The sequence below is a fragment of the uncultured Metabacillus sp. genome (assembly GCF_947503125.1).
Lineage (GTDB): Bacteria > Bacillota > Bacilli > Bacillales > Bacillaceae > Metabacillus.
Genome location: NZ_CANNCR010000003.1, coordinates 160,676 through 178,614 on the forward strand (window position 1 = coordinate 160,676; position 17,939 = coordinate 178,614).

The window sequence follows — 17,939 nt, forward strand, 5'->3', positions numbered from 1 at the left end:
TATCGCGTCTATTATTTTTGCGAAAAAATAAAATTTAATATAATATAAATAGTTGGGATTGATGTAAACTAGATTTAGATAGGAGGAATCAATTTGAAAAGAATTGGGCTAGCTTGGCAAATTCTTATTGGACTCATCCTCGGAATTATTGTAGGAGCCATTTTTTATGGAAATGAACAAGTGGCGTCATACTTACAACCGATTGGTGATATATTCTTAAGATTGATTAAAATGATTGTGGTACCTATTGTTATTTCAAGTATTATCGTTGGTGTTGCAAGTGTAGGTGATACAAAAAAGCTTGGTCGTTTAGGCGGCAAGACCATACTTTATTTTGAAATTATTACGACGATTGCCATCATATTAGGTCTCGCAGTTGCGAACATCTTCCAGCCTGGTGCAGGTGTGGATATGGGAGCAATTGAAAAAACAGATATTAATAGTTATGTTGAAACATCTGAGGATGTAGAAAGTCATGGCATCGCTGAAACATTTGTCCATATTGTACCAAGTAATGTCTTTACATCATTTGTTGAAGGCGATATGCTGGCGATTATCTTTTTCTCTGTCCTATTCGGTTTTGCTCTTACAGCAATTGGAGAAAGGGGGAAACCTGTCCTTGCCTTTTTCCAAGGCACAGCTGACGCCATGTTTTACATGACAAATCAAATTATGAAGTTTGCTCCTTTTGGTGTTTTTGCTTTAATAGGGGTAACAATTTCAAAATTTGGTTTAGAGTCTCTTATACCACTAGGAAAATTAGTGATTACTGTTTATTTAACGATGGCGTTTTTTATCATTGTCGTACTAGGTTTCGTTGCGAAATTAGCAGGAGTTAATATTTTTCACTTTATCCGCATCATAAAGGATGAATTGCTATTAGCTTATTCAACAGCCAGCTCTGAAGCAGTATTGCCAAGAATTATGGAGAAAATGGAGAAATTCGGATGTCCGAAAGCCATTTCCTCATTTGTTATACCTACAGGTTATTCGTTTAATTTAGACGGTTCGACTTTATATCAAGCATTAGCAGCTGTTTTCATTGCGCAAATGTATGGCATTGATTTATCGCTATCACAACAGATTTCTTTACTGCTTGTGCTAATGGTCACATCTAAAGGTATAGCAGGTGTTCCAGGCGTTTCGTTTGTTGTCCTGTTAGCTACCTTAGGTACAGTTGGTATTCCGATTGAAGGTTTGGCTTTCATTGCAGGGATTGACCGTATTTTAGATATGGCTAGAACAGCAGTGAATGTCGTAGGAAACTCACTGGCAGCAGTGGTTATCTCCAAGTGGGAGGGAGAGTTCAGACCAAGTGCTGCTCCCAATAAGCAAATTGCATAAGGATTTTTTTTGGCACTACAGCATACGGTAATAATAGCAGAGAACAACAAAGAACCTCTTCTTATTGAAGAGGTTCTTTGTTTAAATGAGCTTCAATCCACTAACTAATATGATTGTAGCCATTACGGCTTGAAGAGGTTTAGGAGATACTTTAGTAGACAGCATGCTGCCTGCAATTACTCCGGGAATTGAACCTAATAATAAGTTAAGTGTAAGCAGATAATCCACACTGCCAAAGCTAGCATTTAAGATACCGGCCACTGTGACTAGCAAAAAGGCATGTGCAATATCTGTACCAACGAGCTCAGATGTCTTCATTTTATATAGATATAACATGGCAATTGCAAATAAAGATCCAGAGCCAATCGATGTTAAGCCAACGATGAATCCAAAGATGACCCCAATGAAAATCGTTAAGGCTTTTTTGTTTTCTAATGGCAGGCTCTGCCACTTGTTCGGGCGAATTTTCTTATCGAAAAATACTCGAAGTAATATCGAGATAGCAACTAATGTCAGAACATATCCTAAAGCATGAGTAATGATTTTCTCCTGGTGCTGATGAAGTGCTGGAAATAAATGAAGAGTTCCGATCGCAAGCACTGCACTAGGAATACTGCCGAAAGCTAAATATTTTACTAGTTTAAAATTGATGGTTTTCTGTCTCCAATGCTGTGCAAATCCAAATAATTTTGTAATGGAATTATAGACAAGGTCTGTTCCTACTGCAATCGTAGGATTAATCCCTAAAGCTATTAAAAGAGGAGTTAACAAAGCGGCACCGCCAACACCTGTTAAACCTACTAATATACCAACTGCTAATCCCATAATCATAATACTAATACTCATTTGGTAGCCTCCTGATCAAAATCCGAGTATGTTTATATGATTTTAACCCATTAGCCTTGTTTAGTAAATAAAATTCTTACTATTCAGCTAATTTTTTTATAAAAAGCCTAAACACAGATGTTTTCTCATTTCTAATACTTGCAGTTTCATTACGAATTATTATATTCATTGTTTTTCTAATCGCTAATACATTTTGAAAAAATCCTTCATTTATGCAAGAATTGTATAAAAGGAGTGCAAGCTTGTGAGAAGGAGAATTATCTATGATTGAACTATTGCCGTTAATGATTGAGCGGGTCGGAATTCTCATTATTGTTGCTTTTTTACTTTCAAGGATGCAATCGTTTCGTCAAATTATTCATAATGAGCATTCATTAAAAGAAAAAGTCCTTTTAATTGTTGTATTTGGATTGTTTGGGATCATTAGTAATTATACGGGAGTTTTAGTTTATAATGGTACAATCATGGCGCACACCTGGAATACAGATGTTGATATGGATAGTGCCATTGCAAATACAAGAATAATGGGAGTTGCGATTGGCGGGTTGTTAGGAGGTCCTTTTGTTGGACTTGGAGTAGGACTCATTGCAGGCATACACCGTCTTACCTTAGGAGGGTTTACAGCTGTTGCCTGTGCGGTTTCTACAATTTTAGCTGGAATCGTAACAGGTCTAATCGGAAAAAGGTTTGGAATGAAGAAAAACCGCTCACCTTGGGGAGCTGTGGCCATCGGAATCTTAATGGAATGTGTGCAAATGGGCATTATCTTACTACTTGCGAAGCCTTTTTATGCCGCTCTTAACCTTGTTGAAGTGATTGCCTTTCCGATGATTGTGATTAACGGTTTCGGGACGTTATTATTTATCTTTATTATTCAAAATATTTTTCTTGAAAAAGAAAGGTTAAGTGCCTTGCAAACACAAAAAGCTCTATACATCGCACAGCAAACGCTTCCTTTTTTTCGACAAGGGTTAAACCCGCATTCGTGCAGGGAAGCTGCAGAAATTATTTTAAACGGTACCAAGGCTGATGCGATTGCCATCACGAATCAAAAGCGTGCACTAGCACATGTAGGAGCAGGAGAAGACCATCATAAACCTTCACATCAGCTAGCAACGGGATTAACAAGGCGAGTGCTGGAGTCAGGAGAAATTGAAGTTGCCCTTTCAAAAGCGGAGATTCAATGTTATAAAGGGGATTGTCCTTTACATGCAGCCCTTGTCTTGCCATTAAAGGCACATGAGCAGACTGTTGGTACTTTAAAGCTGTATTATATGAAGCCAAGCAAACTGGACAAGGTTGAAAAAGAACTTGCTGAAGGTCTTAGCAGACTATTTTCTACACAGTTAGAGCTTGCTGAAGCGGAATTGCAGCGTAAACTTTTGAAGGATGCTGAAATTAAAGCCTTACATGCTCAGGTTCATCCTCATTTCCTGTTTAACGCCATCAATACTATTTCCAGCTTAATTCGCACAGATACAGATCAAGCAAGGAAACTTTTATTAAATTTAAGTACATTTTTTCGGAGCAATCTGCAAGGGGCAAGGCAATTATTAATTCCCCTTGAGAAAGAACTTGAGCATGTAAAAGCTTATTTAACTCTTGAACAAGCTCGGTTTCCAAATAAATATGAGGTTGATATTAACATCGATCCTGCTTTAATGTCTGTTTTAATTCCGCCGTTTACCTTACAGCCTCTAGTAGAAAATGCTATACGCCATGCCTTTCCAAAGATGAAAAATGGAAAAGTGCTGGTTAGTGCGCAGATAAAAAGTGGAAAAATGATTCTCATAGCCGAGGATAATGGAAAGGGAATTCCTCAGCATTTACTCGAATCAATCGGAAGGGGAACCGTTCAATCTGATGAAGGGACTGGTACAGCTCTTTGGAATATAAAAAATAGAATTGAAGAGCTCTATGGGAAAGAGGGTTCTTTTCAAATAAATAGTATAGAAAATCATGGAACAAAGGTATCCATTACATTACCATTATCATGGGAGCTATTGGAGGAGTTAGGGTGATAAAAGCGTTTTTAGTTGATGACGAACCTCTGGCAAGAGACGAGTTATCATATCTTTTAAAAAGAACAAAACAGGTAGAAATAGCAGGAGAAGCGGAATCGATTGAGAGTGCACTGGAACAGCTTCTTATCGTTGAAGCGGATGTCATTTTTTTAGACATCCAGTTAGCAGATGAAAGTGGATTGGATTTAGCAAATAGAATTCTGAAGCTAAAGCATCGTCCAGAGATTGTTTTTGCGACGGCTTATGATGAATACGCTTTAAAAGCTTTTGAATTGCAGGCCGCTGATTATTTATTAAAGCCATTTGATGAATCTCGAGTTCAATTAACGATAAAAAAGCTTTCTCAATTGCTTGACTCAAGGGGAGCTGTGAAAGCTCACAAGGGACAACGTAAAGAGGAAAATGACCGATTAGCCATTACGGTGGAAGAACGGATTGTCATTATAAAAGTCAGTGACATTCTATATTTAGGTGCGATTGAGGGAAAAACAATTGTTGTAACGGATAAAAACAAATATCAAGTGAGTGAACCGCTGGTAAACTTTGAACGAAGACTTAGGTCTCATGATATCATTCGGGTTCATAGAGCTTATCTTATAAATGTGAATGCCATTGTGGAAATTGAGCCTTGGTTTCACTCTACGTATAATTTAATTATGCAAGATGGAGAAAAAGTACCGGTTAGTAGAACATATACAAAGGATCTTAAACAATTACTTGATTTTTAATATGCATTTCAATTTAAAAAATTTGTAACTCAAACTCTTATTCTTGCATTCTATGCTGAAATCCTTATCAATGCGTTTACAAATAGTAAGATGAAAGTAGACATTATAAAAAGGAGGTCGCAACTAAATGAATGCGGTTACAATAGTGGTTGCTTCTATGTGTATCTTGATGATTGCCTATCGGCTGTACGGTACATTTATGGCTGTTAAAGTGTTAAAGCTTGATGATTCAAAGGCAACCCCAGCACATGAATTAAATGATGGAAAGGATTATGTTCCTACTAATAAATGGGTATCCTTTGGACACCATTTTGCAGCGATTGCCGCTGCAGGGCCGCTAGTAGGTCCAATCCTCGCAGCACAATTCGGCTATCTGCCTGGCTTGCTCTGGTTATTAATTGGAGCGGTTATTGGAGGCGCTGTACATGATGCTGTCGTGTTATTTGCATCAATGCGTAAAAAAGGGAAGTCCCTTTCAGAAGTGGCGAAAGAAGAACTAGGACCTGTAGCTGGTTTCTGTACTGGTCTTGCCATGTTATTTATTATTACAATTACAATGGCCGGCTTATCTATGGTTGTTCTTCATGCTCTTGAAAATAATCCATGGGGTACCTTTGCTGTAGGGATCACCATTCCAATTGCAATGGGAGTAGGTCTCTTTTATAAGAAAACTGGAAATCTAAAATTAGCCTCAACAGTTGGTTTTATTTTACTTATGATAGGTGTTTTTGCAGGACCATCTATACAGGGTACTGCATTTGGGGAATTCCTTACATTTGACACAAAAACATTAGCTATTATTTTACCAGTCTATGCTTTCTTTGCAGCAGCCTTGCCGGTGTGGCTATTGCTTGCTCCAAGGGATTATTTAAGCAGCTTTATGAAAATTGGCGTCTTTATTGCATTAATTATTGGTGTCTTCATAATTAATCCATCCATTCATTTTCCTGCTGTTACGGAATTTGTTGGAGGGGGTGGCCCGATTTTAGCCGGACCGGTATGGCCGTTTATTTCAATTACAATTGCTTGTGGAGCTATTTCTGGATTCCATGCATTTGTCGGTTCGGGAACAACACCAAAAATGCTCAATCGCTGGAGTGATATTAAAGTAGTCGGTTTTGGAGCAATGTTGGTTGAATGTTTGGTTGGCATTATGGCATTAATCGCAGCCACTGCTCTTCAGCCGGCAGATTATTTTGCCATTAACTCAACACCTGAGGTTTTTAAAACGTTAGGAATGGAGGTCGTTCACCTGCCTGAGCTTGCCCGTGAAATAGGCTTGGATTTAGAGGGAAGAACAGGTGGAGCTGTTACATTGGCTGTGGGTATGACCTATATTTTTACAAGCATTCCGTGGTTTGAGACCTTGTCATCTTACTTCTTCCAATTTGTTATTATGTTTGAAGCGGTATTTATTTTAACGGCCATTGATGCAGGAACCCGTGTAGCACGCTATCTTATTCAAGATTTCTTTGGTGAATTTTATCAACCGCTGAAGAAAACGGATTGGCTTCCAGGAAACATTATGGCTAGTGCTATTGCATGCTTTATGTGGGGATATCTTCTCTATTCGGGAGATATAGGTTCTGTTTGGGCATTATTTGGTGTATCGAATCAGCTAATGGCATCAATTGGGTTAATAATCGGTGCAACGGTGATCTTGAAAATAGCTGATAAACGAAGATATATGTTAACATGCCTTATTCCGCTGTCATACTTATTTATGACTGTAAACTATGCCGGCTATTGGATGGTAAAAAATGTTTACTTAAATCCTGAGGCAGCTGGTTTCAGTGTTCTAAATGGTATTTTATCAGTCATTATGTTAATACTTGGGGTCGTCATTTTGGTATCAGCAATTAAGAAATGGTTGGACCTATGGAACTCGCCTCGTGTCCAAATGCAAGTGACATCCGCTTAATCTTATAAGGAAAAAAAAATTTAAGATCGCTACTTTTTAGGTAGCGATCTTTAAAATTTTATGGATGATAGTATAAGAAAAACTAAGTGATATTTTGATCTATGATTATATTAAATTCATATAACCGAAACCATATACAGAACCAACTGTCAATGCGATGGTCCATAGTGCAAGACTAATAGCCATCCAAGAGATAACACGAGGACGAGAAGATCCGAAGCTTAGGGCCAAGATTGCTGCTAAGTCTGTTCCAACTATCCCTGGTGCTACTAAAGCTAGACCGGGAAGTCCATATTGTTCCCATATTCTTCTTGCTCTTGTTTCCCTTTTTGACGGAGTTGTAATACCTTTCTTTTGTCGTCTTTTATCTCTCCATTTTGAAAGTTGCTTAAAGAAGAAGCCAAAAAGAAGTACTATTAAAAAGTTCCCAGCAAAACCAATAACCCCGACTGCCATCGGATTTAGACCTAATGCTACCCCAAGTGGCACTACAAGAAATACATCTAATAACGGTGCTGCTGCGAGCACAAATAATATAACATATTGCCATATTCCATCAGTTTGTTGAATCCATTCCATCATTAACATAGCCCTCCGTTATTCTTTTCATTGAATACATATACGCACCAATTTTGCAAAAAGTTTCATAGTAATATTAATTTTTGAAAAAAAGAAAGCTTGTAAAGAAAATAGAATCCTTTTCTTTACAAGCTGAGCAAAAAGCTAATGCTATAGGTTTTGTTATTTTTTATAAAATGGTGTAACTCCATATATCTTGATTAGTGAAGCTGATATTTGTCTTTTAATGACGCTGGAGCCATTTTAATCATTCCATCTAAAATAAATCCTGCAATTACAACATCATCGACAATCCCAAGTAGTGATAAAAAGTCTGGGATTAAATCAAATGGGAAAAAGACATAGGTTAATATTAATAAAACCCCTAGTACCTTTTTATGGAGTACAACCTCTCTTGAAAGAAAAAAATCTTTTAAGAAAGGAATGAACTTCCAGAACTTAAGGATAAATTTTATTCTTTTAAAAAACTTAATCAAACGAATCACCCCTTTTAAGGTAATTTTCATGCTTGCTTATTTCTTAGATTACCTGGATGATGTCTTGGTCTTTACTTTCAACCCCTTCGTTAAAGGTCAATCGAGTTTTAAAGCGATAAGAGATTTTCTCGCTTGAAATAGGAATTGTTTCAGGCAGCTTAAATGTAAAGGAAACGGTATTTGATTCATCTGAATGAATATTCTTTGATGATAAAATGGTCGCGGTATCGATTACCTTTTCTTGACCAGTCGTTTGGTCGTGCATCACTAAATCACAGTCAATACGTTTAAGCTGTTGTTCAATGGTTCCGCCTTTTATATAAAAGTGTCCGTTTATTAGCTCGCCGCGTCGATACGTTTCCTTTGGCAAAATGAGGTCAATAATTGCTGAACCTACACCTAATAGTGACATATATTTTCTAAGTAACATCATGTTCCTCCCGTATTCTCCTTTTATTTGCTTTGTTTAATATATTTTTGATCAAGACGTTTTTCAATTTTTTCTAGTTGTTTTTTATCATTTAGCAGCTCTTCCTTATTCTTTTTTATTAATTCAACGAATGACATTTTTTTCATAGTATAGTTCTCCTTTCGTTACCCTAAAGAAGGATGTTCAACAGAAAAAAACCTTTACCGTCTTGGTAAAGGTTTTAGAAAACAAATAAAGACCTTTACCAATAAGTAAAGGTCTTGCTAACAACGGAATGTTGCCAACAAAGCCGAGAGCTTAACATCCACTCTGTAATGACGACTTTATTGTAAAAGCTACTCCCCTTTAGGAGATACGATATATTATTTGAGTAAATCATATGCTATTTTAAAATATTCGTCAACAGGTATTTACATGATTTTTTAGGGAAAATGTTACAAATATGTTAACTGCTTCTCGATTTTATTTGAAAATAGTAATAAAATACGTTAGACAGTAAGATCTTTACAAGTTTACCAATCTATTTTCAACCAATTATCGGTAATGGGCTAATCATAGGAGTTATTTTATAGATATTTATCGAAAAATAATTAACTGGGAAAAGGTAGAACCTTCAACATAACGAATTTTTATTAGATAGAAGGTTGACTTAAATGGTCGGCCTTATTTTTTAATTTAATGAAGAGAAACGTGTTAGAATTAGCCCATCAATGAAGAAAAACAAATTAAACCAAAATAAACAAATGCTATATATTTAAAAAACAAACAAAAACGGGTGTTAAAACAAAAAGAAAAGTAGTATAATCATATTAATAGATAGGAAAGAGGAAATTGGTTCATATTGAATGGAGGTTATGAAATGAAGGTCTCTCTTTTTATTACATGCTTGGCAGATGTATTTTATTCAAATGTTGGGAAGCATACAGTAGAACTTTTAGAGAAACTGGGCTGTGAAGTTGATTTTCCTGAACAACAAACATGCTGCGGACAGCCTGCTTATAATAGCGGTTATCATAAGGAAACAAAGGAAGTAGCAAAGCATATGATTCGTACGTTTGAAGGATCTGACTATGTGGTCGGTCCATCAGGGTCATGTGTGGCCATGCTGCGTGAATACGGACATTTATTTGAAAATGAACCAGTTTGGAAGGAAAAAGCTGAAAAATTAGCAAGCAAATCATATGAATTAACACAATTTATTGTAGAAGTATTAAAGGTCGAAAACGTGAATGCTAGTTTACCAGCATGTGCCACTTATCATAAATCCTGCCATATGACAAGGCTGCTAGGTGTGAAGGATGCCCCTGGAAAGCTTTTAGAAAATGTAGAAGGCTTAAAGGTGAATCCGCTTCCGAACAGTCAGGATTGCTGCGGCTTCGGCGGGACGTTCTCAGTGAAAATGGTGCCGATTTCTGAGCAAATGGTCGATGAAAAGGTGCAGCATATTGAGGAAACAGGTGCAGAAATTTTAATTGGCGCGGATTGCGGCTGCTTAATGAATATCGGTGGGAGAATCAACCGTAAGGGCAAGCCAATCAAGGTGATGCATATTGCAGAAGTACTGAATAGTGAGGTGAAGTAAGATGGCAATGAAAATTAGCGATGATAAGTTTTTTGAACGGGTTGATAAAGGTGTTAACAATACATTTATGCGCAATGCAGTTGTCTCCGCCCAGGAGCGTATGCAGGGAAAGCGTTTGGCAGCGGCTGAAGAATTAGGAAATTGGGAGGAATGGCGCAAGCTTGGTGAGGAAATTCGTACACACACGCTTGAAAATCTTGATTACTATTTAGAACAGCTAAGTGAAAATGTCACGAAGCGCGGGGGTCATGTTTTCTTTGCTTCAACAAAGGAAGAAGCAAATGAGTATATTTCCAAAGTAGTCAAAGAAAAGCAAGCTAAGAAGGTTGTAAAGTCGAAATCAATGGTAACAGAAGAAATTCATTTGAATGCTGCCCTTGAGGAGGCTGGCTGTGAGGTCATTGAAACAGATTTAGGCGAGTATATTCTTCAGCTTGATGATCATGATCCGCCATCCCATATTGTCGTTCCTGCACTTCATAAAAATAAAGAGCAAATTCGGGACACATTTAAGGAAAAACGGGGCTACGATAAGTCGGAGATTCCCGAAGAGCTTGCGCTTTTTGCAAGAGAGCAGCTTCGCCAGGAATTTTTAACTGCAGATTTAGGAATTACAGGCTGTAATTTTGCTGTTGCGGAATCTGGATCAATTAGCCTTGTAACAAATGAAGGAAATGCAGGACTTGTAACCGCTTTACCTAAAACGCAAATTACGGTTATGGGGATGGAGCGGATTGTTCCTACCTGGGAAGAGCTTGATATCCTTGTAAGTTTACTGTGCCGAAGCTCTGTCGGGCAGAAACTAACAAGCTATATTACAGGCTTAACAGGGCCGAAGGATGAAGGGGATGTTGATGGTCCTGAGGAGTTTCATCTTGTCATTGTCGATAATGGACGTTCCAATATATTAGGCACTGAATTCCAAAGTGCGCTCCATTGTATTCGTTGTGCAGCATGTGTGAATGTTTGCCCGGTTTATCGCCATATTGGCGGCCACTCCTATGGATCGATTTATGCTGGTCCAATCGGGGCTGTCTTAACACCATTATTAGGCGGTTATGAAGATTATAAGGAGCTGCCATATGCTTCTTCTTTATGTGCTGCATGTACGGAAGCATGTCCTGTAAAAATACCGCTGCATGAATTGCTCATTAAGCACCGGAGAAAAATTGTCGAAGATGAGAAAAAATCGCCATTTGCTGAAAAGCTTGCCATGAAGGGCTACCAGTTAGCTGCAAGTTCACCAAGTCTTTATAAGGCGGGAACAAAATCAGCTTCAACCGTTATGGCGCCATTTACCCAAGCGAATAGCATTCAAAAAGGGCCTGGTCCTATGAAGCCTTGGACAGATGTTCGTGATTTTCCAGCGCCAAGTAAGGAAAGATTTAGAGATTGGTATAAAAAGAGAGAGAAAGGTGGGGAATAGAAATGGCACAGGGACAAATCTATCATCGCGAATCATTTCTATATACCGTTGCAGCAAAGCTTGGTCGCGGACGTAAATCAACTGTTACTAAGCCTGAGTGGAAAACAACCCCGCAATATGATGTGTTAAAGGATGCTTCACAGGATGACTTAGTAACGGTTCTAAAAAAGCATTGTGATGTAATCCATACACAATTTATTGAAACGAATTCAAATGATTTAACCAAAAACCTGCGCAAGGTTTTTGAACAATATGAAGTTGGCAGCGTTGTAACCTGGAAGGATGACCGTCATAAAGAGTTTCATTTGGAGGATGAGCTTCAAAAAAATTGGCCTGCTGAAGGTATTGATGTTCATATTTGGGATCCTGCCCTTAAGGAAAAGAATCTTGAAGCGGCAGAAAAAGCGGATGTAGGAATCACCTATAGTGACATCACCCTTGCTGAATCAGGCACAGTTGTCTTATTCAGCAGTGAAAATAAAGGCCGGTCAGTTAGCTTATTGCCTAAAACGTATATTGCGATAATTCCAAAAAGCACGCTCGTTCCAAGAATGACACAAGCAACATCATTCATTTCTAAACAAGTCAAGGAGGGGAAAAACATTTCTTCTTGTATCGACTTTATTACCGGTCCAAGCAATAGTGCTGATATCGAACTCAATTTAATTGTTGGTGTACATGGTCCGATAAAGGCTACTTATCTATTAGTAAATGATAAATAAAATAATTTCAAAAACAAACAAAAAATATATTCAAAAACAAACAAACATATAGTATAATAAAACCAAGATATAAAAAGAGGAAACAGAAATAAAGAGGAGGAAACAAAAATGGTACAAAGCTTATGGAATAAAGAACAAGCTGCAGCACTACAACCGGGGTTAGAGGAGTTAGTTTACCGCTCCAATCTAATAGGTTCAGACCGTTCCGTTTGTAACTGGGGCGGCGGCAATACATCAATGAAAACAATTGAAAAGGATTTCCGCGGCCGTGATGTAGAAGTCATGTACGTTAAAGGAAGCGGATCTGACTTAGCAACGATGAAGGCTCACAATTTTACTGGCTTAAGAATGGAAGATATTCGCCCATTAATCGAGCGTGACGAAATGTCAGATGAGGAAATGGTAGCATATCTTGCTCACTGTATGATCGACAGCAAGCATCCCCGTGCATCAATCGAAACATTATTACATGCATTCTTGCCATTTAAGCATGTTGATCACACACATCCAGATGCAATCATCAGCATTTGCTGTGCAGACAATGGCAGACAAATTGCTGAAGAGATCTACGGTGACCGTTTCGTATGGGTTCCATATGTTCGACCAGGATTCACTTTATCAAAAATGATCGCTGAAGGTGTCAAAAACAATCCAAATGCAGAGCTTGTGCTTATGGAAAAGCATGGACTAGTCGTTTGGGGAGAAACAGCTGAAGAAAGCTATGAAAAAACAATTTCCGTTATTAATGAGGCAGAACAATATATTCAAGCTAAAGTGATAGAAGAAAACGTATTTGGCGGTCAAAAATACGAAGCGCTTTCTGAAGAAGATCGTAAAAAAGTTTTAGCTCAAGTTATGCCTGTTATCCGCGGTGCAGTTAGCGAAGAAAAGAAAATGCTTTTAACTTATGATGATGCTGAAGATGTATTACAATTTGTAAACAGCAACAATGCTCCGGAATTATCACAAGTAGGAGCAGCATGTCCTGATCACTTAGTTCATACAAAAATGACACCATTATTCATTGACTGGAATCCTCAATCTGAAGATGCTGCAACTCTGATAGAAAAAGTAAAAGCCGGAATTGCAAATTTTAAAGAAGAGTACAAAGCATACTTTGAAAGAAACAAAAATGAAGGTGACCAAATTTCTGAAACAGCTCCACGTGTTATTTTAATTCCTGGGATTGGAATGGTGAACACTGGTAAAAACATAGCAATGGCTAACGTAAGTGGTGCTCTATACCATCGTGCAATTGCGGTTATGAAGGGTTCAACGACTCTAGGAAGCTTTGTTTCTTTAAATGAAAATGAATCATTCAATGTTGAATACTGGCCATTAGAGCTTTACAAATTATCTCTGGCTCCTGCTGAAGCTGAATTCTCAAGACAGGTAGCATTTGTTACAGGTGGTGCAGGCGGTATCGGCAGTGAAACTTGCCGTCAATTTGTTGCAGAAGGCGCACATGTAGTGATTGCTGACCTTAATCTTGAAGGGGCAGAAAAAGTTGCAGCAGAAATCAATGAAAAATATGGTGAGGGCCGTGCATTCGCTGTGAAGATGGATGTAACAAGTGAAGAGGCTGTTCAAGCTGCATTTGAACAAACTGCCTTAACATACGGCGGTGTTGACATTATTGTTAACAATGCAGGTCTTGCAACATCAAGTCCATTTGACGAAACATCTTTAAAAGAATGGAATCTTAATATGAATGTACTTGGAACTGGTTATTTCTTAGTTGCCCGTGAAGCATTCAAGCAAATGAAAACACAAGGCACTGGCGGTAATATGGTATTCATCGGTTCGAAAAACTCAGTATATGCTGGTAAAAATGCAGCAGCTTACAGCTCTGTTAAAGCGATGGAAACTCATCTTGCAAGATGTATTGCGGCAGAAGGCGGAGAATTTGGCATTCGCGTAAACTCTGTACTTCCAGATGCTGTGCTTCAAGGTTCAGCTATTTGGGGATCAAGCTGGAGAGAAGAACGTGCTGCAGCATACGGAATTCACCCAGATCAGCTAGAAGAGCACTATCGTAAACGTACAACTTTATTAGTGAATATCTATCCAAAAGATATCGCTCAATCGATTTTATTCTTTGCTTCATCTAAATCAGATCGTACAACGGGCTGTATGCTAACTGTTGACGGCGGTGTACCAGCTGCGTTTACTAGATAATAGATAAACGTTCAAGAGGTTATCCCAAAGGGTCTGACTCCTTTAGACAAACACCAATATACGGAATTTTCTTTTAGTCAAAATCCATATATCATGTGTTTGAGGGGTCTGACCCTTTTCTGTAAGAAAAAATTTTTCACAGACCATGAAAACGCTTAATATGGAAGTCTAATAAGGACTATACGACATTTGCAGACTATGTGATAATATGAAATGATAGACAACAAGCACAAGGTCTGGCACTTATCGTCATTCCTCATTGTAAGTATAACTTGGAGGTATTCATTCAAAATGCTTGTAGCAGAAAGACATCGGAAAATCGTTGAAGTTGTAAATGAAAAATTAAGTGTAAGAGTAACAGAGCTAAGTAAGCTTTTTAAGGTTACCGAAGAAACCATTAGACGTGATTTGGAAAAATTGGAAAAGGAAAATTTACTTCGCCGCAGTCATGGCGGTGCCGTAAGTATACAGGATGAGCAATCAGAGGTTTCTTATACCGAAAGAGAAATTACGAACGCAGCAGAAAAGAAAGCTATTGCACTTGAAGCAGTAAAGCTTATTCAGCCTGGGGATCAAATTGTTTTAGATGCAAGTACATCCGCATGGTATATGGCAAAGGAAATGCCTGATCTGCCATTAACCGTCATAACAAACTCTATTAAAGTGGCGGTTGAGCTCAGCAAAAAAGAGCAGGTGAAAGTAATCTCTACCGGAGGGATGCTCCTTTCAAGATCCCTTTCATATGCAGGCCCTTTAGCAGAAAGATCATTAAATATGTACCATGTAAACAAGGCGTTTATTTCTTGCAAAGGAGTTCATCTGGAAGGCGGCATAAGCGATTCAAATGAATGGCAGGCTTTATTGAAAAGACAAATGATGTCAATAGCAGATCAAACCATTCTATTGGCGGATTCTACGAAGTTTGGTGTTCGCACCTTTGCTCATATCACCAACATCGGGCAGGTTAGCTCTATACTGACTGACTCCAAAATTGATGATTCATACAGCAAGGCATTGGAGGAAAAGGGTGTCCAAGTTAATACTGTTAAGGTTGCAGAATAAATCCGGGCAGGCAGCATGACAAGCTTGCCCAATTTAAATGAGGGATCTAAGGTGAATTCTGATCTTTTACAGGAATTACTCCAACTGACTGAAGAAGAAAAGCTAATGCTTCAACAAAAAAAAGAAGTGAAAAAAGAACTGTACACAAGCCAGGATCACTTTATTGTTGAAAGTGAGAAATTTCTTAATAATAATTCGATGATCATGGTGCGAAAGCATACAAGGTTTGTTGACTTTCCAAAGCATAAACATAATTATATCGAATTGAATTATGTGTATCATGGAACGCTAAAGCAAACGGTCGGAAATGAACGTTTTACCTTAAAAAAAGGCGATCTTCTGTTTTTAAATCAACATATTGAGCATGAGCTTGAGGCATGTGGTGAAGAGGATATTATCATCAATTTTATCATCAAGCCAGAATTTTTCTCGTTTATCTTCTCCTACTTAACAAGCGAAAACCTGCTCAGCAATTTTTTAATCAACAGTCTTTTTAATCATACTCAAAACGGGCAATACCTTTATTTTGCTGTATCAGAGATTGAGAGTATCCAAGAGCTGGTTGGGAAAATTATCGTTGAAATCATGCAGCCCTCGTTCATGTCTGAATCAACCATTAAATTATATATGGGCTTATTAATGGTTGAACTTATTAAGCATTCTGATAAGATGAAATACAAAGAGGATGCTGATAAACATCATACCATTATTGAATCGTTGAAATATGTAGAAGAACACTATCAAGACGCATCCTTATATCAGTTAGCTGAAAAATTAAATCAGCCGCACTATGCCTTAAGTAAACAAATCAAAAAGGCTACGAATCTAACCTTTAAAGAATTGCTGCAGGAAAAAAGATTAAGTGTTGCAAAGGATTTATTAGAAAATACATCTTTATCAATCACTTCGATTATTGAACAGGTTGGATATGAAAATATCAGTTACTTCTATCGAGTATTTAAAAGCAAATACGGATATACACCAAAACAATTTAGAGAACTGACAATTAAATAATTTTCACAAATAGCCATATTCCATCTAGTTAAACTAAGAAAATATGGCTTTTTTTGTCGGTAATCGACAAATCAGGTGAATGTGCAAATAAGGACAATAAATTGGTTGAATGGCGATATTGGATAAACGGCTAAACTATTTTATTATATAAATAAGCAAGCGTTTTCAATGAAGAGGGTGAAAAAAATGAGTAAATACAGCTTAGCAGTAGATATAGGAGCTTCAAGTGGAAGATTGATTCTTGGGCATCTTGAAAATGGCAAGCTAAAATTAGATGAAATTCATCGCTTTGAAAACAATATTGTTCAGAAAGGTGAGCATTATTGTTGGGATGTAGAAAAACTATTCAATGAAATAAAAGCGGGAATTAAGAAATGCAATGATTTAGACATAAAACCAGAAAGCATAGGGATCGACACTTGGGCTGTTGATTTTGTGCTGCTAGATGAAAACGACCATCCATTAACAGATGCAGTCGCCTATCGTGACCCGCGCACAGATGGGATGATGGAGGAAGTTTTTAAAATCATTCCTAAGGAAAAGCTTTATTTAGAAACAGGTATTCAATTTCAAAAATTCAATACAATCTATCAGCTTTATGCATTAAAGCAAAAGTCGCCAGAGGTACTAGAAAAAGCGAAATCATTTCTCATGATACCAGAATACTTTAACTTTTTACTAACCGGCAAAAAGGCAAATGAATACACAAATGCAACCTCAACACAGCTGGTGAATGCATTTACAAAAAAATGGGATCATGAGATTTTGGATCAATTAGGAATAAATAATCAAATGTTTCAAGAAATCCATCCGCCAAAAACGGTATTAGGCACTCTTTCTGAAGAGCTTATAAGTGAAGTTGGATTTGATATGAAGGTTGTTCTGCCAGCAACGCACGATACCGGGTCAGCGGTCATTTCCGTACCTGAATTAAGGGATACGATTTATATCAGCTCTGGTACATGGTCATTAATTGGAGTGGAAAACCGCTTCCCAATTTGTGTACCTAAGGCTCTTGAATACAATTTTACAAATGAAGGCGGAATGGATTACCGCTTCCGTTTTTTAAAGAATATTATGGGACTCTGGATGATTCAAGAGGTGAAACGCAATTACAGTGATCAATATTCATTCGCTGAATTAGTTAACTTCGCTCGTGAGGAAAAGGAGTTTAGCTCAATTGTGAATGTTGATGATGACCGTTTCTTAAAGCCTGAAAATATGGTTGCGGAAATTCAGAAGTACTGTGAAGAAACGAATCAGCAGGTACCGCAAACACCGGGACAAATCGCAAAATGCGTCTATGAAAGTTTAGTTGAAAGCTATAAGCAAGCTATTAATGAAATTGAAGAAATCTTTGAAAAGACATTCCCTAAAGTAAATGTCATAGGCGGGGGCTGCCAAAATGAAATGTTAAATCAACTTATTGCCGATGTGACGAATAAAGAGGTCGTAGCCGGACCGGTTGAAGCTACAGCGATTGGCAATATTGTCTCACAGCTTATGGCCCTTGGAGAAATAGAAGACATTACCCAAGCACGATCAATTATTAAAGATTCTTTTGAAGTGAAAACCTATAAACCGTTATTAGTGAAAGGATGAGAGCA

16 protein-coding genes are annotated in these 17,939 nt (G+C 37.7%); 11 read left to right on the top strand and 5 right to left on the bottom strand.

What is annotated here, in order from left to right:
- The first annotated feature begins 93 nt into the window (after positions 1-93).
- Positions 94-1,344 carry a cation:dicarboxylase symporter family transporter gene (locus Q1B07_RS04240; protein ID WP_299087243.1) on the top strand — a complete coding sequence of 417 codons (1,251 nt, stop codon included), beginning with the start codon at positions 94-96 and terminating at the stop codon, positions 1,342-1,344.
- 81 nt (positions 1,345-1,425) lie between these two features.
- On the opposite strand, the gene Q1B07_RS04245 is transcribed toward Q1B07_RS04240, so the two are convergent.
- Entirely contained in the window at positions 1,426-2,190 is a 765-nt protein-coding gene (locus tag Q1B07_RS04245; RefSeq protein ID WP_299087241.1) for a sulfite exporter TauE/SafE family protein, read from the bottom strand.
- Between the two features lie 263 nt (positions 2,191-2,453).
- On the opposite strand from Q1B07_RS04245, the gene Q1B07_RS04250 reads away from it, so the two are divergent.
- From Q1B07_RS04250 to cstA, 3 genes are all read left to right on the top strand, one after another.
- The gene (locus tag Q1B07_RS04250; protein ID WP_299087239.1) at positions 2,454-4,211 is read left to right on the top strand and encodes a sensor histidine kinase; all 1,758 of its coding nucleotides are present in this window, start codon (positions 2,454-2,456) and stop codon (positions 4,209-4,211) included.
- Complete coding sequence (locus tag Q1B07_RS04255) at positions 4,208-4,942, top strand: LytTR family transcriptional regulator DNA-binding domain-containing protein (RefSeq protein WP_299087237.1); 735 nt, start codon at positions 4,208-4,210, stop codon at positions 4,940-4,942. Before Q1B07_RS04250 ends, Q1B07_RS04255 begins: the two co-directional genes overlap by 4 nt.
- Before the next feature lie 127 nt (positions 4,943-5,069).
- The gene (cstA, locus tag Q1B07_RS04260; RefSeq protein ID WP_299087235.1) at positions 5,070-6,863 is read left to right on the top strand and encodes a carbon starvation protein CstA; all 1,794 of its coding nucleotides are present in this window, start codon (positions 5,070-5,072) and stop codon (positions 6,861-6,863) included.
- Between the two features lie 105 nt (positions 6,864-6,968).
- On the opposite strand, the gene Q1B07_RS04265 is transcribed toward cstA, so the two are convergent.
- The 4 genes from Q1B07_RS04265 to Q1B07_RS04280 form a co-directional block, all read right to left on the bottom strand.
- On the bottom strand, positions 6,969-7,445 hold the full coding sequence (locus tag Q1B07_RS04265; RefSeq protein ID WP_299087233.1) for a small multi-drug export protein: 477 nt from the start codon (positions 7,443-7,445) through the stop codon (positions 6,969-6,971).
- Between the two features lie 197 nt (positions 7,446-7,642).
- On the bottom strand, positions 7,643-7,915 hold the full coding sequence (locus Q1B07_RS04270; RefSeq protein ID WP_299087567.1) for a DUF1232 domain-containing protein: 273 nt from the start codon (positions 7,913-7,915) through the stop codon (positions 7,643-7,645).
- A 46-nt stretch (positions 7,916-7,961) separates the two neighbouring features.
- Positions 7,962-8,351, bottom strand: coding sequence for a sporulation protein (locus tag Q1B07_RS04275; RefSeq protein WP_299831965.1), 390 nt, complete (start codon positions 8,349-8,351; stop codon positions 7,962-7,964).
- Between the two features lie 20 nt (positions 8,352-8,371).
- Complete coding sequence (locus Q1B07_RS04280; RefSeq protein ID WP_084822273.1) at positions 8,372-8,494, bottom strand: FbpB family small basic protein; 123 nt, start codon at positions 8,492-8,494, stop codon at positions 8,372-8,374.
- A gap of 713 nt (positions 8,495-9,207) precedes the next feature.
- Here Q1B07_RS04280 and Q1B07_RS04285 point away from each other — a divergent pair.
- The 7 genes from Q1B07_RS04285 to rhaB all read left to right on the top strand — a co-directional run bounded on the left by Q1B07_RS04285 (position 9,208) and on the right by rhaB (position 17,934).
- Positions 9,208-9,930 carry a (Fe-S)-binding protein gene (locus Q1B07_RS04285; RefSeq protein WP_299087226.1) on the top strand — a complete coding sequence of 241 codons (723 nt, stop codon included), beginning with the start codon at positions 9,208-9,210 and terminating at the stop codon, positions 9,928-9,930.
- Position 9,931: 1 nt separating this feature from the next.
- Positions 9,932-11,356, top strand: a complete 1,425-nt coding sequence (locus Q1B07_RS04290) for a LutB/LldF family L-lactate oxidation iron-sulfur protein (protein ID WP_299087224.1) — start codon at positions 9,932-9,934, stop codon at positions 11,354-11,356.
- Between the two features lie 2 nt (positions 11,357-11,358).
- Entirely contained in the window at positions 11,359-12,078 is a 720-nt protein-coding gene (locus tag Q1B07_RS04295) for a lactate utilization protein C (RefSeq protein WP_299087222.1), read from the top strand.
- Positions 12,079-12,147: 69 nt separating this feature from the next.
- Positions 12,148-14,256, top strand: a complete 2,109-nt coding sequence (locus tag Q1B07_RS04300) for a bifunctional aldolase/short-chain dehydrogenase (protein WP_299087565.1) — start codon at positions 12,148-12,150, stop codon at positions 14,254-14,256.
- A gap of 291 nt (positions 14,257-14,547) precedes the next feature.
- Positions 14,548-15,318, top strand: a complete 771-nt coding sequence (locus Q1B07_RS04305) for a DeoR/GlpR family DNA-binding transcription regulator (protein ID WP_299087220.1) — start codon at positions 14,548-14,550, stop codon at positions 15,316-15,318.
- A gap of 51 nt (positions 15,319-15,369) precedes the next feature.
- On the top strand, positions 15,370-16,332 hold the full coding sequence (locus Q1B07_RS04310) for an AraC family transcriptional regulator (RefSeq protein WP_299087218.1): 963 nt from the start codon (positions 15,370-15,372) through the stop codon (positions 16,330-16,332).
- Positions 16,333-16,518: 186 nt separating this feature from the next.
- Positions 16,519-17,934: a rhamnulokinase gene (gene rhaB / locus Q1B07_RS04315; protein ID WP_299087216.1), complete on the top strand. Its 1,416-nt coding sequence runs from the start codon at positions 16,519-16,521 to the stop codon at positions 17,932-17,934.
- The last annotated feature ends 5 nt before the right edge of the window (positions 17,935-17,939 follow it).